This window comes from Alistipes montrealensis, from assembly GCF_018362775.1.
Lineage (GTDB): Bacteria > Bacteroidota > Bacteroidia > Bacteroidales > Rikenellaceae > Alistipes > Alistipes montrealensis.
On sequence record NZ_JAGYXY010000001.1, the window covers coordinates 138,082 to 155,481 of the forward strand.

The 17,400-nt window shown below is 59.8% G+C and carries 9 protein-coding genes; 7 read left to right on the forward strand and 2 right to left on the reverse strand.

What is annotated here, in order from left to right; all coding sequences use genetic code 11:
- Positions 1-79 precede the first annotated feature (79 nt).
- Together KG007_RS00620 and KG007_RS00625 are read right to left on the reverse strand one after the other, a co-directional pair.
- Positions 80-3,346: a glycoside hydrolase family 2 TIM barrel-domain containing protein gene (locus KG007_RS00620; protein WP_213346862.1), complete on the reverse strand. Its 3,267-nt coding sequence runs from the start codon at positions 3,344-3,346 to the stop codon at positions 80-82.
- A 73-nt stretch (positions 3,347-3,419) separates the two neighbouring features.
- The gene (locus KG007_RS00625) at positions 3,420-4,799 is read right to left on the reverse strand and encodes a DUF5125 domain-containing protein (protein ID WP_213346864.1); all 1,380 of its coding nucleotides are present in this window, start codon (positions 4,797-4,799) and stop codon (positions 3,420-3,422) included.
- A 219-nt stretch (positions 4,800-5,018) separates the two neighbouring features.
- Between KG007_RS00625 and KG007_RS00630 the strand changes: the two genes are divergently transcribed.
- From KG007_RS00630 to KG007_RS00660, 7 genes are all read left to right on the forward strand, one after another.
- Positions 5,019-5,603, forward strand: coding sequence for an RNA polymerase sigma-70 factor (locus KG007_RS00630; protein WP_195460124.1), 585 nt, complete (start codon positions 5,019-5,021; stop codon positions 5,601-5,603).
- Between the two features lie 58 nt (positions 5,604-5,661).
- The gene (locus tag KG007_RS00635) at positions 5,662-6,690 is read left to right on the forward strand and encodes a FecR family protein (protein WP_213346866.1); all 1,029 of its coding nucleotides are present in this window, start codon (positions 5,662-5,664) and stop codon (positions 6,688-6,690) included.
- 249 nt (positions 6,691-6,939) lie between these two features.
- Entirely contained in the window at positions 6,940-10,296 is a 3,357-nt protein-coding gene (locus KG007_RS00640; RefSeq protein WP_213346868.1) for a SusC/RagA family TonB-linked outer membrane protein, read from the forward strand.
- A gap of 26 nt (positions 10,297-10,322) precedes the next feature.
- Entirely contained in the window at positions 10,323-11,990 is a 1,668-nt protein-coding gene (locus tag KG007_RS00645) for a RagB/SusD family nutrient uptake outer membrane protein (RefSeq protein ID WP_213346869.1), read from the forward strand.
- Positions 11,991-12,019: 29 nt separating this feature from the next.
- Entirely contained in the window at positions 12,020-13,036 is a 1,017-nt protein-coding gene (locus KG007_RS00650) for a glycoside hydrolase family protein (RefSeq protein WP_249413202.1), read from the forward strand.
- A 69-nt stretch (positions 13,037-13,105) separates the two neighbouring features.
- Complete coding sequence (locus tag KG007_RS00655; protein ID WP_213346871.1) at positions 13,106-15,109, forward strand: glycoside hydrolase family 97 protein; 2,004 nt, start codon at positions 13,106-13,108, stop codon at positions 15,107-15,109.
- A complete protein-coding gene (locus KG007_RS00660) occupies positions 15,106-17,349 on the forward strand; it encodes a glycoside hydrolase family 3 N-terminal domain-containing protein (RefSeq protein ID WP_213346873.1) in 2,244 nt (747 codons plus the stop codon). The genes KG007_RS00655 and KG007_RS00660 overlap by 4 nt, the downstream gene beginning before the upstream one ends.
- Positions 17,350-17,400 lie beyond the last annotated feature (51 nt).

The window sequence follows — 17,400 nt, forward strand, 5'->3', positions numbered from 1 at the left end:
ATGCGAGTCTACGGAGCATTCTGACCACACGAACATAAAGACAATGCTTCCCGGAAATATGCCGGGAAGCATTGTTCGGTTATCGGTACATCCGGCCGTTGCGAATACAGTCCGAAGCCCGTCCGGGAACGATGAGAAAACCGTAGTTATACACCTTTTCACACAGCCGGTACGGCATTTCCGGGCGCGCCTTGATACTCCAGGAATCGGTTCCGCCGACCCCGGCCTGCACGAGGTCGATATTCACAGTCAGCCTATCGGGTGAACACTCCGCTTCGGAGATATGCTCGGCCCTTTCGAGCGCCTCCGGCGAACAGCGGCGGACGGCGACGCTGAGCGGCTGGCGGCCAATAAACTGCACGCCGCGTCCGGCTGCGTTCCGCAAACTGAGCCAACGGACACCGGTCCGGTTGCCGTTCTCCTGCGGGCGGACATAGTCGTAGCAGAAATCGTCGACCCGGCCGTCATAGACCGAAACAAAGGCCGAAAGGCAACGGTCGGAATAGTTTTCATGCGGTCCCCGTCCATAGAACGTCATCCGATCATAATCGGCACTGCACTGCATCTGCATGCCGACGCGGAGCATCTCGGGCAACTGCGGGTTCAGATGCCGGAGGGCATAGCCGACCTCGACAACTCCCCCGCCGCCGATAGTATAGGTCAGCGTCAGGGACAAGGTGTCGGGAATCGACTTCTCGACGGTCACAACTACCCTATCCGATCCTTTTGAAATTGCTAAATCTCTGACTGTCATTCGATTTTCGGCCTGTTTCCAAAAATCCAGAAGAACGTCGGTTTTCCAACCGCGGCGGTCGTTGTCGGTCGCCGCACGCCAGAAATCGGGTTTCAACGGGCCGCAGATCACCGGGCGCCCGTCGAGGGAACAGGAAGTCAGATAACCGCTCGAACGGCTAATTACGATTTTGGCTGCTCCGGATGTAAATAACAGACTGTCAGCATATTCCAGCATCACTACCCTACCCTGCGGCAGATCACGCTGCAAAGAGTTCAACGCGCTGATTTTCAACTGCTCGGCGGCAACTTCCCAACCGGCTTCGGCGTAAGGACGCGCCTGCGCCTCGTGAGCCGAAAGCCGGAGCCAGTACTCCGCGCCGGGAATTTGGCGGAAAGGCTTGCAAGGTACTGAAATCTCGACGCTCTCACCTGCCGCCGTCGGCGGAACGGTCAACGTACCACATTGAAGTACACGGCTTTCGTCGCGAAGTTCCCACTTATAGTCGTAAACGTCGGTCGAAGAGAAAAAATTCCGGTTGACGACACGGATTCGCCCCTGTGCCGGGTCTACCGGTTCGAAGGCAATCGGCTGGAAGACATACTTACACTCATACATCGCGGGTTTCACCGTACGGTCGGGCGCAAGGAGGCCGTTGATGCAGAAATTACCGTCATGAACCTCTCCCGCCGGTTCGAAATCACCGCCGTAAGCCCAGCAAATGCGGCCCGAGGCGTCGCGCCGTTCGATCCCCTGGTCGATCCAATCCCAGATATGCCCGCCCAGCAGGCGTTTGTGGCGGCGGATAAGCGTCCAATAGTCGTTCAGTCCGCCTGTGGAGTTGCCCATCGAGTGAGCGTATTCGCACAACAGCACGGGCCGCGAGATGTAGGGCCATTCGGCCAGGAATTCCAGTTCTTCGAGCGTCGGGTACATACGGCTCAGGATGTCGACATAAGCCGGGTCGTCGGGGTTGGCCATCTCGGCAAAACGCGCGGCCGCCTCTCCGGCGGCTACGACTTCACTGGTGGCCACAGCGGCCTGTGAACGGCTTATGGGACGGTAAAGCGGGTGTTCGGGCACGCCCTGCGCTCCTTCGTAATGGATAAAACGGGTCGGATCTGCATCTTTGGTCCAGGCGGAAACCGCCGCAAAAGCAGGTCCGCAGCCCGATTCGTTGCCCATCGACCAACCGATGACCGACGGATGGTTCCGGTCGCGGACGACCATGCGCGTGACGCGTTCCAGAAAAGGCGTGATCCAGTCGGGATCGTTGGCCAGCAATCCCCGCACGCCGTGCGACTCGACGTTCGCCTCGTCGATGACGTACAGGCCGTAAGCATCGCAGAGATCGTAGAGATAGGGATCGTTGGGATAGTGGCTCGTGCGCACGGAGTTGAAGTTATATTGCTTCATCAGGCGGATGTCGGCCTCGATGTCGGCACGGGAGACCGTTTTGCCCGTGCGGGCGTTGTGGTCGTGGCGGTTGACGCCGTAGAGTTTCACCGGAACGCCGTTAATAAGGAGTTCTTCGCCACGGACCTCGACTTCGCGAAAACCCACACGGACGCTCCGGGACTCGACGACCGCGCCCTGCGCGTCGCGGAGCGTCAGCACGAGCGTATAGAGGTACGGCGTTTCGGCCGTCCAGCGGTGCGGGGCGTGAACCAGCCGCTCCATCAGCGGATAGTAGACGTTGTCGCGCTGGGGATAAACTTCCGTCACAATCTCCGCGGCAGGGAGATTCCACGGCGCATCGAGGCAGGATTTGCCTGCCGCATCGAAGAGTTCGGCCCCGAGCGTCCAGCCCGTGAGGTCGCGCCCGGCGTCGTTGCGCAGCGACGGCCTAATTTGCAGCCGGGCGTCGGTGTAGTCGTTGATCATTCGCGTGCGGACCCCGAAATCGCGGATGCAGACCCGAGGCGCGGCCGTCAGGAAAACTTCGCGGTAGATGCCCGCCATGCGCCAATGGTCGGCATCTTCGAGGTAACTGCCGTCGGCCCATTTGCAGACCTGCACGGCGACGCTGTTACGCCCTTCGCGCAGGAACGGAGTCGCGTCGAACTCGGATGGCAGCGCCGAATCCTCGGCGTAACCGACATATTCACCGTTGACCCAGACATAATAAGCCGAATAGACGCCCCCGAAATGCAGCGTGACATCCCGGTCGCGCCACGCCGCAGGGAGGTCGAATTCGCGGTAGTAACTACCCACGGGATTGTTGCGGCAAATGCGGGGCGGATCGACAGGAAAGGGATAACGGACGTTGGTATAGTTGGGAAAGCCGTAGCCGTGCATCTCCCAGCAGGAAGGCACAGGAATCGTATCCCAGCCTTCGATGCGGTCGCCGCCGCGGAAAAAGTCGCAGGGACGCTCCCGTACATCCGGATCGAAACGGAAACGCCACGCCCCGTCGAGGAAAAGGATCGCCGAAGCGCTGCGGTCGCCGCGGAGCGCCTGCTGCGGGGAGTCGTAGGAATAGGAGGTAGCACGCATCGGCAGGCGGTTGACGGCGTTGACATGGGGATTCTCCCATTCGGCGGGAGGTGCGGCGGAAGCCGTACCGCAAAGCAGCAGGACCGGGACCAGGAGGTTACGCAAGGATTTAAGCATAGGTTTGATCGTTAAAACAGGGCGGTCCTTCCGAGAACCGCCCTGCGCTTGGTTGTTTCAGAAAAAACGTCGGTTACCGGCGGATAATTTCGATCGTCATCCGGTTGAAATCGAGGCGAAGCAGGTAGACGCCCTCGGTGAAGGCCGGACCCGTCGCAAAGTCGCCCGTCTTATGGCCGTCGCTCGGCTCGATGCCGTCGACAAGGATATTTTCGGGCGACTTGGTGAAGTTATAGGACTGGAATTCGCTGCCCCAGCCGCACTGCTGGAAAATCTTGAGGTTGATGCTGCGCGAAATGTAGAGCAGGGCTTCGAACACCCCGTCGCCGGTCTTCTTGCAGAACGAACGCTGGTGAACGTCGACCGTCCAGTTCCAGCCGTTGCCCGACCAGTCGACATCGAGCGAATAGGGAGGCTGCGGGAAGCCGAGGCCCATGCCCGATATCCACAACGCAGCGGGATAGGTCGCACCGCGCTGCTCGATATAAAGGCGTGATTTGGAGAGGTTGTAGTAAAGCGTATACGCTCCGTCGAGGCCCACGAATTTCACCTCCGAATCGGAAACGGATTCGAAGAAATTGGGGTCGACTGCCGTAGCGAGGCCGCCGATGCCCGTGACGGTATAAGTTTGTCCGGAGGCGAGCGAAAGCGTAGCTTCCTGGTAGCCGTTGTAGGACGACGGTTGCAGCTCGGCGCCGCCGAAGACTACGGCCAGGTCGAGCACCGTGCGGAAGCTAACGGCGTCGAAATTCATCTTCTTGATGATCGCCGCCGGATTGACATCGGAAGGAATCCCCGCCGCGGAAGCGTCGGTGACGACAGCGACCTGGCCGTCGACGAGTCCCCAGACAATCGAAGAGTAGTCGATCTTACGGTCGGCGGTGAGTTTCGCAGCGATCTTGTAGGATTCGAAATAAGGCGCCTTGACCTCCGCCGAATAGCGGTTGTCGGCGCTGCGGGGCAGTTCGTAGACATCGCCGCCGCTGGTCACGAGGTAGACCTCGCCGCCCAGGACAGGGCGTTTGACCAGCACGTTCTGCGCTTCGGAGAGCGTCACCGAAGCGGTTTTGTGGAGGGAGTTGACTACGTCGAGCGTCACCGCGGGATAAACGTCGCCGTCCATGCCCGAGACGAACGGAACGGTGAACGTATGTTCGACATCGGCATCGCCGCCCGTAAGACGGAACTGTTCGGAGACGATCTCGTTGCCGCCCACCGTCACGGTCAGCGTCGCACGGCGCACTTCGTTGTCGGAATCGGTGATGTGCGCCCGAAAACGCACGCTGCTCCCGGCAACGATCTCCGCGCCGGAACCGGCGGCGGGTTTGAGCGTCGCCGTGACGACCTCCGGAGCCGATACGACGGGCCACTCGGGCCACGCCACATCGGGAACATCGTCGTCCTTACAGGAGGTCATGGTGCAAAACGCCACGAGCACAACGGAAAACGCCATGCGTATATTCCTCAGTTTTCGTTTCATAATTCAGTCAATAGTTAAAAATTAAACGGTTTTTTCGAAACCTTTTAAAAACTCCATCCATCTATAAGACGAACCAGCGGCAAAACCCCACATAATTTTTTATTTTCGTAAAAAATGCGTAGTATTGTATTCAAATCGGGGCGGCCGACAGGCAATACGGCCACTCGTGCAGACACGAAACAAACTCAGAAAATGGCGGATATCAACGAGGACGGGCTGTTATTGTGCAACATGGGCAACGACAGCGACGAGGCGTTTGCCACCCTGTTCCGGAAATACTACAAAGACCTGGTGCTGTTTGCGGGGACAATCCTCCGCGAACAGGAGGTTTGCGAGGACATCGTGCAGACCATCTTTCTCAGGCTGTGGGACAATCGCAGCCGGCTCCGGATCGAGACTTCGCTGAAATCCTACCTCCTGAGCGCCGTACGCAACAGTTGCATCGAGGAGATCCGCCACCGGAAGATTGTCTCGGTCCACCAGCAGGAAACCCTCAGCGGCAGCGTGTTAGGCGACCACGATACGGCCCGCTACATTCTCTACTCCGACCTGAACGACCACTTGCAGGAAGCGCTCGGCAAACTGCCCGAAAAGTTGCGTGAATGCTTCGAAATGAACCGTTTCCAGAACCTCAAATACCGGGAAATCGCAGAACGGCTGAACGTCTCGGTGCGGACGGTCGAAGTGCGCATCGGCGACGCGCTGAATCTGCTCAAAACTTACCTGGGCGAATTTTACACCGCAATATGCATTATTTTGCTTTCGGACGTGTGGTAAAACCCCGCCGAACCGTCATATATATGAGTATAGTGTATTTTCAAGACAACAAGGACGCATGGACGAACAACAAAATATACGGATAGCCAGATACCTCGCAGGCGACGCCACGGAACAGGAACGCGAAGAACTGCGAACCGAACTGGCGCAGTCGGAAACACTACGCGAAGAGTTCTTCCGGCTGAAAAACCTGTGGGAAGCGGCCCATCCGGCGTTCGACCCCAAGCGGATCGACACCGACGCCGCATTGCGTAAAGTGCTGGCACAGCGCGCACAACCGCCCCAGGCAGTTGCGCCCCAGCCGACACTGGCCGACCGGTTCCGGCACATTGCCGCCGTGCTGTTCATCCCCTTGCTGGCCGCCTCGCTGTTCTTCGCGTGGAAGGCGGCGGACCGCACCGGGGAGACCATTGCCTTCAACGAAGTGACGGCGCCCTACGGAACCATGACAAGGATCGTGCTGCCCGACAGTTCACGCGTATGGATCAACACGGGCAGTTCGCTCGAATACCCCTCCCGCTTCCGGGCCGGCGAGCGACGCACGGTGCGTATGACCGGAGAGGCCTATTTCGAGGTTCACGCCGATGAAAAACGGCCGTTCGTCGTCGAAGTCGGCGACCTGAGCGTCACGGCCAAAGGCACGGCATTCAACATCAACGCCTACGACATGCTCCGCGAAACCGTCGTGACACTGGTCAGCGGCAAGGTGGACGTTGCGGCGTGCGGCGTGGAGAACAGACTCCTGCCCGAACAGCAGTTGAGCTACTATGCCGACGGCACGATGCGGATAACCGACGCGGACACGTTCCGGGGAACTTCGTGGAAAGACGGCATTCTCGCCTTCCGCGACGATGCGCTGAGCGACGTTTTCAACCGCCTGGGCCAGATATACCGGGTGCAGTTCGAGATCATGGACCCGGAACTCGGCGACTACGTCTACCGCGCGACCTTCCGGGGCGAGACGTTCGACCAGATACTGCGCCTGCTGGAGATCAGTGCGCCGATCCGTTTCGAGGAACAGCCCCGCCACCAGGAATCGGACAGCGGATTCTCGGAGAAAATTATCCGCGTATACAAAAATCAATGACCGTTCGGAAACCAATGAAAACGGGCCAATCGACCGGATGGCCCGTTTTTTCGGTTGTATAACTCCCGCGATCCGGGGAGAATGTGAAAAAAGATGTGGGGTTTTGCACGTGGTTCGTCTTATTTATAGCCGCGGTCCTGAAGCCGCGGCCGAAAAACCAAACTAACCCCTTTTTTATTGCAGAAAACCTTTTACCTCCTCCATCCTCCCAAAAACCAAATCAATCGAAACAAAACTACAACGTCAATCATGAAACAAATCCTATTTACGTGCTTCACGTGCATGTGTCTTCTTTGGGTCTGTTCCGCACACGCCCAAAGCAAAACCGTCACGCTGAATAAATCGAACGTACCGCTGACGGCCATACTGGACGAAATAGAGAGCCAAAGCGGATATTTGTTCCTCTATAACAAGCAGGTGGTCGGGGTCGACAGGGCGGCGTCGCTCAACGTCACGAAAGCCCCGCTGACCGATGCGCTGGAAAAACTTTTCGCCGGAACCGACATCGCCTACACGATCAAAGGACAGCAGATCGTGCTGACCAAACGCGAAGCCGCAGCGAAAGAGAGCCGCAAAGCCGACGGCGTACAGGGCCGTGTGCTGGACCGGAAAACCAAGGAACCGATCGTCGGTGCGACGGTGATCGTCGAAGGGACCACCAAGGGAACCACGACCGATTCGCAGGGCCGGTTCCGGATCGAAGGCAACAAAAACCTCGTACTCAGCATCTCCTACATCGGCTACACGACACAGACCGTACGCGCTGCGGCGGAGACCGAAATCGAGGTATACCTAACCGAAGATGTCAAGCTGGTCGACGAAGTGGTCGTCGTGGGCTACGGCACGGTGTCACGCCGCAACCTGACCACGGCCATCGCGCAGGTGAAGCCCGACGACGTGCCGAAAGCCGCGAACAGCAACATCTCGCAGATGCTGCTGGGACGCGCCGCAGGTCTCCAGGCCACGGTCAACAGTTCGCAGCCCGACGGTAAGGTGAACATCTCGATCCGCGGTGCGGGCAACCCGATTTACGTCGTCGACGGCATCGTCATGCCTTCGAACACCATCGGGCTGGGCAGCGCAACGGGGCTTCCGAGCAACGTCAACCGCGCCGGCCTGGCGGGTCTCAACCCCGCGGACATCGAGTCGGTCGAAGTGCTGAAAGACGCTTCGGCGGCCATCTACGGCATCGGGGCCGCCGACGGCGTGATCCTCATCACGACGAAAAAAGGCTCCGAGGGCGCTCCCCGAATCAGCTATGAAGGCAGCTATACCTTCACGCGCAATTACAAGTACCTCGACGTGCTCGACGCACAGGAGTACATGAACATCGCAAACGTATACAGCAAAGAGAATTACCTCTACAACAACAAGCAGTACCCCTACGGCGGCCTGGCCTACGACGGACGCTGGACACCCGTATTCTCGCCCGAAGAGATCGCCGGGGCCACGACGACCGACTGGACCGACTACGTGCTGCGCAGCGGCTACTCGACCAATCACAACCTGACGGTAAGCGGCGGCACGAAGCACGTCACCTACTACATGGGAGGCAGCTACTTCGACCAGAAAGGAACCGTGTCGAACTCGGGGATGACCAAATATACGTTCCGCGGCAACTTAGGCGTGCAGTTGTTTCCGTTCCTCAAACTCTCGTCGGCCTTCAACGCCAACCAGAACCACTACACCAACGGCATGGTGGGCGACGACGTGGGCAACCGCGGCAACACGGCCGGAGGTTCGCTCAGTTCGGCGCTCCTCTACCCTTCCTACCTCTCGCTCCGGCAGGCGGACGGTTCGTACACCATTTTCAACAGCGTTCCCAACCCCGCATCGTACGACGATATTCAGGACAAGACCAAGCAGAACGACTACATGCTCAACTTCACGGCCGACCTGAATATCTGGAAGAACATCATCACCCTGAAAGGCGTGTACGGTATCAACCAGGAAAACATGCGCCGTTCGACCTATGTGCCGTCGTCGATCTACTTCGACCGCATGTACAAATCGCGCGGAAACATCGGCTCCGAACGCCGCCGCAACCAGACGATGGAGGCCATGCTCCAGTTCTCGAAGAAATTCGCCGACATCATCCAGGTCGACGCCCTGGTCGGAATGGGTAAGTACCTCGAAGATTACGAAGGCTATTCGATCTCGTACGAGGATACCAACGACCTGATCAACGAGCACAACATCTCCTCGGCCGCCGGAAAAATCACACCGGCCTCCTACACGGGTAAGAACCAGAAACGTTCGCAGTTCGCAAAACTGAGCGTCGACCTGCTCGACCGCTACGTGGTCGCCGCAACGCTCCGCCGCGACGGTACGGACAAGTTTTTCCCCAACAAGAAATACGCGTTGTTTCCCTCGGTGTCGGCGGCCTGGAAAATATCCAACGAATCGTTCCTGCGCGATGTCGAATGGGTAAGCCTGCTGAAAATCCGCGCCAGTTGGGGCAAATCCGGACAGGACAACCTCGGAAGCTCGCTCTACGGCGTCTACAAACCCAGCGATTTCAAGGTGACATTCAACAACAACTCCACGTTCTACATCCCCTACCTGCTGATGAGCGCCGACTACCCCGACGTAAGCTGGCAGAAGACCACGATGAAAAACATCGGCGTCGATTTCTACCTCTTCGACGACCGCCTGTCGGGAAGTTTCGACCTCTACCGCAACGACGTGACCGACCTGCTGGGCAACGCCTCGACTTCGCCGCTGGCCATCTTCTCGTCGCGTCCGATCAACGGTGCGCATTTCTACCGCCGCGGCTGGGAGATCACGCTCAATTCGGTCAACCTCAAGGGTAAATTCGAATGGAGGACCAACCTGACCCTCTCGCGCGTACAGCAGTTCTGGAAAGAGCGGATGCCCAACTACGACTACCAGGCCTACCAGCAGCGCGACAACGAACCGCTGGCCGCGATGTACTACTACAAGATAGACGGCTACATCAACATGGACCGCAGCAACATGCCCGAATCGCAGAAATCGCTGCAGGCGACAGCCCAGATGCCCGGATGCCCGATCATCGACGACAAGAACGGCGACGGCGTCATCGACATCAACGACATCCACATGCGCAACACCACGCCCGACCTCTACATGGGCTTCGGCAACACGTTCGTATACAAGAATTTCGACCTCGACATCTTCATGTACGGCCAGTTCGGCGCCTACAAGTATAACATGGCCCTGAGCGCGGCACAGGCCGGACCGCTGGTCAACACCCCCGCGCCCAATACCAACAAGTACGCTTACCGGCTGTGGAACTCGCAGATCAACCCCAACGGAACCCGTCCGGGCATCGCGTACAGCAAGATGGGAGCGCTTCCCGGCGGCTGCGGCGTGAATGCCGACATGGAGAACGCCTCGTTCATGCGCATCCGCAACATCACGCTGGGGTACACCATCCAGGGCAAACTGTTCGGCCCGGTCCAGAAGTACATCAAGAGCATCCGTGTCTATTTCGACGTTCAGAACCCCTTCGTAATCACCAAGTACACGGGTTTCGACCCCGAAATCTACACGGGCCAGAACGAAGCCCGCGGACAGTTCCCGCAGGTGCGCTCGTTCTCGCTCGGCGCCAAAATCAACTTCTAAACACAACCTAAAACGACACATCGAAAATGAAACGTCTGAAAATATTCGCCTGGACGGCTGCGGCGCTCATCACGCTGAGCGGCTGCGAAAGCAATTTCGACCCCGAAATCTACGGCAGCCTCTTTCCGGGAAACTTTCCTTCGACCGAGGCCGAGTACGAAACCTACGCCATGACCTGCTACCTGCCGTTTACCAACACCTGGACCTATTATATCGGCGACAGCGGCACACAGCACAGTTTCTACATTCCCGAAGGCGGCGTCATCCGCATGTTCGACTCGCCGTCGGACGCCATGGCGCCGTGGCTGGTCGGCGGATTCGGCGAGTGGGCCGAACTCTCGAAGGCCAACTTCAACAATACCTACTACTACCAACGCGGCTGGGTGGGTGAGAACAACCCCTGCCACATCGGCAAACTCTCGCAGATTACCCGCTTTACGGAGATCATCGGCCGGCTGGAGAAGGCCAGCGCCGATATTCTGTCGGACAGCAAGCGCAAGCAACTGCTCGGCGAAGTGCACATCTGCCGCGGCCTGATGATGTACTACCTGCTCCACATCTACGGACCGGTTCCGGCGGTGCTGAATCCCGACGACGTGATCAACGACGCAGTGCTGGAGAACCTCGTGCGCCCGACGCTCGACGAAATGTGCGGATGGATTGCCGCGGATTTCGAAGAGGCGATCAGGAAACTGCCCGAGACCGTCTCGGAACAGGGCCGCTACACGGCCGACTACGCCCGTTTCTGCCTGATGAAGCACTGCCTGAACGAAGGTTCGCACATGACGGACTACTACAAACGCGCCCTGGAGATGTACGACGAACTCAACACGGGTAAATATTCGCTTTTCAAGCAGGGCGCCAACCCGTTCAAAGAGATGTTCTATGCGAAGAACGACTTCTCGTGCGAGATTATCATGGCGCTGAGCTGCGCCCCGGGCGCCGACGGCGGCAGCCAGAACGGCAACTTTTTCCCGCTCATGATGCTCGCCACGCCGAGCGACGCGTCGAAAAAGAACGGCGACGGATCGCCCAGCCCCTTTGCCAACCAGGGCGGCGGCTGGATGCGGACGCCTTTCAATGTGGCTCCGACGCTTTACGACAGCTACGACGGAAAAGACCAGCGCCGGGAGGTAATCCTCTCCGAATACTGGATCAAGGCCGATCCGAGCGACAGCGGAACCCCGACCCAGAAGCGCGGAAAAGAGGATATCGGGATTTCGTGGGACGGATATATCATCAACAAATTCCCGATCGAGAATCCCGACGGATTCCAGGCCAACGACGTGCCGCTGGCCCGCTGGGCCGATGTGCTGCTGATGATGGCCGAAGCGGAAGTGCGCCAAAGCAACGCAGTGCCTTCGACGGCTGCCGTGCAGGCGGTGAACGACGTGCGCAGCCGTGCCGGACTGGGCGGACTGAGCGCCGAGCAGACCGCATCGAAAGACGCTTTCCTCGATGCAATCCTCGAAGAACGGGCCAAGGAATTCCTCTACGAAGGCATGCGCAAGATCGACCTGATTCGCTTCAACAAGTATGCGCAGGCGTGCTACAAGGCCAAAAAGATCAGGCCTACGCACCAATACATGCCCCTGCCGAACTACATCGTCGAACAGGCCAAGAACTACGGCAAGACGCTCGAACAGACCTACACCCGTCCGGGCTGGGAGGCAGACCTCAGCGCCGCAAGATAATTCCAGAACCCTAAACCGAAAACAAAGCAATGAAAAACATATTATATATCGCTACGGTACTGCTGCTCAACCTGATCGGATGCTGCGGATGCGACAGCGACACAAAAAACACCCCTACCCCCGACACGCCCGCCGAAGGAGGTTACCTTTTCGCCCACATGAAAGACTCGGACTACGGCGGGATATACTACTACATCAGCAAGGACGCCAAACAATGGACCGTCCTGAACGACGACAAGACGATCGAACCCCGTTACAGCGGCCATCCCGACATCATCAAGGGCGCCGACGGACGCTACCTCATGATCGGCGTGACGCGCACGCTGCCCAAATCGCTCGTACTGTGGGTTTCCACGGACCTGGTGACGTGGCAGACCGACGGAGCGATTCCCGATGCGGCCATCATGGACACGCCGGGATACCATCCCGATGGCTGGTACAGCGCCCCGAAACTCTTCTACGACGCGGATTCGGGCAAATACCTGATCACGTGGCACGCTTCGCGCAATGAGGTGGCAGAGGGTTCGGACCAGTGGTGGAGCGAGATGCGCACGTTCTACATGACGACGGCCGATTTCAAGACGTACAGCAAACCCGCGCGGCTGTTCGACTTCAAGAGCGAAGAGTTCAGGGACGCAGCGACGATCGACGCCATCATCCGCAAGATCGGCGGCTCGTACTACGCCGTTTTCAAGGACGAGCGTTCGAACGACATCGCTCCCACGGGTAAAACCGTACTGATCAGCAAATCGGCGGCCCTGACGGGACCTTACAGCGAACCGATCAGCGTCGTGACCCCGAAAACCGAAGCCGGAAAAACCGACAACTGGCACGAGGCGCCGACCATCGTCGAGCAGCCCGACGGCAAAGGGTGGTACATCTTCGCGGAGCGCTACCCGACCGAATACGTCCGGTTCGAAGCTCCGGACATCGAGTCAGCAACGTGGCGCCAGTACGTCATCGGCATCCCGAACGCCCGCCACGGCGTGATGGTTCGCATCACCGACGAGCAATATGCCGCAATCGCAGCGAAATACGGCTTCTGACACTGATTCCGACGGCCTGTGATTCAACGCTCACAGGCCGTTTTTTCAACCCAAAAAAATTCTTAATCCATGAAACTGACAGGACATCTGCTTACCTTGGCCCTGTGCCTTCTGACGGCCCTGGGCACAGCGGCCGCACCCCGGAAATTCACCCTTCAGTCGCCCTCCGGAACGCTTCGCGTCGAGGTGGCGGCCACAGACAGCATCACCTACCACCTCTACCACGGGGACGATCTGATGCTCGGCGATTCGCCGCTGTCGCTGACGCTCGGCGACGGCCGCGTGCTGGGCGCCGGAGACCGTCTTTCGGGCACGTCGCGGCGCAGTACGGATGAAGTGATCGCCACGCCCATCTACCGCAAGCAGTCGATCGAAGACAAATACAACGAACTGACCCTCCGGTTCAAAGGGTACAACGTCATTTTCCGCGCCTACGACTCGGGCATGGCCTACCGGTTCGAAACGACCGGGCGCAAACCATTTACCGTGGTCGGCGAACGGGCCGCCTTCCGGTTTCCGGCCGACCACAAGGCCTACATCCCCTATGTGCGGGGCGAGCGCGGCACAGCGACCACCGAAATCCAGTTCTGGAACTCGTTCGAAAACAAATACGTGTATTCGGAGTTATCGGCCTGGCGCGACGGCGTGCTGGCCTTCCTGCCCATACTGATCGAAGGCGAAGGCGGCAAGAAGCTCTGCATCACGGAGGCCGACCTGCTCGACTATCCCGGCATGTACCTCTCGCCCGAAGGTCCGGGCATGTCGCTCCGGGGCGTATTCGCACCCTACCCCGCCAAAGTCGTCCCGGGAGGGCATAACGGGCTGGAGGGCGTCGTCGAGGGGCGCGAGCCCTACATCGCCCGGTTCGACGGTCCGGCGCGCTTCCCGTGGCGCGTGGTCATCGTGGCCGCAGAAGACGCGGAACTGGCCGACAACGACCTGGTATACGCGCTCGCCACGCCCGCAGAAGGCGACTTTTCGTGGGTAAAGCCCGGCAAAGTGGCCTGGGACTGGTGGAACGACTGGAACCTCTACGGCGTCGATTTCAAGACCGGCGTAAACAACGACACCTATAAATATTACATCGACTTCGCCGCCGAACGCGGCATCGAATACGTGATCCTCGACGAAGGCTGGACGAAACTCTACACGGCGGACCTGATGCAGGTCGTACCGGAGATCGACATGCCGATGCTCGTGGACTATGCCGCTTCGAAAAACGTCGGTATCATACTCTGGGCCGGGTACAACGCCCTGAACCGCGACATCGAAGGCGTGTGCAGGCACTACGCCGCGATGGGCGTCAAGGGTTTCAAGGTCGACTTCATGAACCGCGACGACCAGCAGATGGTCGATTTTCACCACCGTGCCGCACAAATCGCCGCCCGCTACGGACTGATGCTCGATTTCCACGGAACCTGCAAGCCCGCAGGATTGCAGCGCACCTACCCCAACGTTATCAACTTCGAGGCCGTGGACGGATTGGAGCAACTCAAATGGGCCAACGAGATCGACCAGGTGACCTACGACGTACAGCTTCCCTTCATCCGCCAGGTCGCAGGCCCGATGGACTACACGCAGGGAGCCATGCGCAACGCCTCGAAATCATCGTACCGCGCAGTCTACTCCGAGCCGATGAGCCAGGGCACGCGCTGCCGCCAACTGGCGCAGTACGTGGTTTTCGAATCGCCGCTCAACATGCTCTGCGACAGCCCCTCGAACTACCGCAGCGAACCGGAATGCCTCGCGTTCATGACCGCGATCCCCACCGTCTGGGACGAAACCCGCATCCTCACGGGCCGCGTCGGCGAATACATCGCAACGGCACGCCGCAGCGGAGAGACCTGGTACGTGGGTGCGATGACCGACTGGAACGCCCGCGAACTGATGCTGGACCTCGCATTCCTGGGCGACGGCAATTTCGAGGCGGAGTGCTACGCCGACGGACCGAACGCCGACCGCGCGGCCCGCGACTACCGAAAGCATACGGAGACTGTTCCGGCCGACCGGAAAATCACCGTCCGAATGGCCCCGGGCGGCGGATTTGCGGCCAAAATCACCCCGGTGCGATGAAGGCGGCAAAACAATGGCGTCTTACCGCCGTGCTGGCGGCCGTAACGTTCGGCGGATGCACCGGTCCGGTCGGATATGACGACACCGACCGCAAAGTGGATTCGCTCCTGAAACAGATGACGCTCGACGAAAAGATCGGCCAGATGTCGCAGTTCTCCTGCAACTGGGACGTTACGGGGGCCATCATGCCCGACGATTACCGGAAATACCTCCGCAAAGGCATGGTCGGTTCGATCCTGAACGGGTACACCGTGGCAGGAATCCGCCGGCTGCAAAGCGAGGCACTCGAACATTCGCGGCTGAAAATCCCCGTACTGTTCGGCTACGACGTTGTACACGGCTACCGCACGATTTTCCCGATTCCGCTCGGCGAAAGCTGCACGTGGGACCCGGAACTGATGCGCCAGAGCGCGGCCATCGCGGCCGAGGAGGCCGCCGCCGGAGGCATTAACTGGACGTTCGCCCCGATGGTGGACATCACGCGCGATCCCCGCTGGGGCCGCGTGATGGAGGGTGCGGGCGAGGACCCCTACCTGGGGTCGCTGATCGCCCGGGCGCGCGTCGAAGGGTTTCAGGGCGGCGACCTCGGCAGTACCAAAACCGTGCTGGCCTGCACAAAGCATTTCGCGGCGTACGGAGCCGCGGAGGCGGGCCGCGACTATAACACCACGGACATGTCGGAGCACACGCTGCGCGAAGTCTACCTGCCGCCGTTCCGGGCGACGGTCGAAGCTGGCGTCGGCTCGCTGATGGCCTCGTTCAACGAGATCGGAGGCATCCCGGCGACGGCGAACCGTCATCTGATGACCGACATCCTGCGCGGTGAATGGGGATTCGGAGGGGTCCTCGTATCGGACTACACGGGCATCAACGAACTGGTTCCGCACGGCATTGCCGCAGATGAAAAGGAGGCCGGGGAGAAGGCTCTGAACGCCGGGATCGACATGGACATGACGGGGGCGGTCTACCTGAAATACCTCCGACGCTCGCTCGACGAAGGGAGGGTGAGCCTCCGGCAGATCGACGACGCCGTACGCCGCATCCTGCGCCAGAAGTTTCTGCTGGGGCTGTTCGACGACCCCTACCGTTATCTGGACAGCCTGCGGGAACGCGAAACGCTCGGCAAGCCCGAATTCCGCGCCAAGGCCCGGGAGATTGCGGTGCGGTCGATCGTGCTGCTCAAAAACGACGGAGGCGTGCTGCCGCTCGACCCCAGCAGCCGGATGACCGTGGCGCTGGTGGGTCCGATGGTTAGCGAACGCGCCAGCCTGAACGGCGCATGGGCCGGAAGCGGCGTACGCGAAGAGAGCGTGACGCTGTTGGAAGGCCTGACTAAACGCTATGCAGGGACCGCCGTCCGCTTTATCACGGCTGCGGGATGCGACCTGACGACCGACGACCGGAGCGGCTTCGCCGAGGCCGTGACGGCTGCGCGGCGGGCCGACATCGTGGTGGCGGCCATGGGGGAACACTACGACTGGTCGGGCGAAACGGCATCGCGCAGCGACATCACCCTGCCGGGCGCGCAGCGCGACCTGCTCCGGGCCCTGGAGGCCACGGGCAAGCCGGTGGTCCTCGTGGTGCTGAGCGGCAGGCCGTTAGACCTGAGCTGGGAGCATGCGCACCTCAAAGCGATCGTCGAAGCGTGGTATCCGGGAACGACGGCGGGCGACGCCATTACCGACGTGCTGTCGGGCGACTACAACCCTTCGGGCAAGCTGACGATGAGCTTCCCGCGCAGCGCGGGGCAGATTCCGGTCTACTACAACCACAAAAACACGGGGCGCCCCGCGGCCCCGGGCCAGACCGGACGGTGCTACCGTTCGAATTACCTCGACATCGTGAACGAACCGCTCTACGCCTTCGGACACGGACTGAGTTACACGACATTCGAAATTTCGGAACCGACGCTCGACCGCGACACATTTTCGGCAGGAGGCCGGATCACGGCCTCGGCCCGGGTGAGCAACACGGGCGGGCGCGACGGCGAGGTGGTCATACAGCTCTACATCCGCGACGTGGCGGCCAGCGTCACGCGCCCGGTCAAAGAGCTGAAGGGATTCCGGAAAATCGCCCTCCGCAAGGGTGAGGTGCAAACCGTAACGTTCGAGGTCTCCGAGCGGGAGATCGCCTTCCTGAACGCCGACTTCGTACGGCGGCCCGAGGCAGGCGAATTCCGCCTGTGGATCGCCCAGAGTTCGGACGACGACGGTCGCCCGGCGACATTCCACTACGAATAGCCGGCCTGTTCCCGTGCAACGCACCCTGCAAACCTCCCGTTTGCAGGGTGC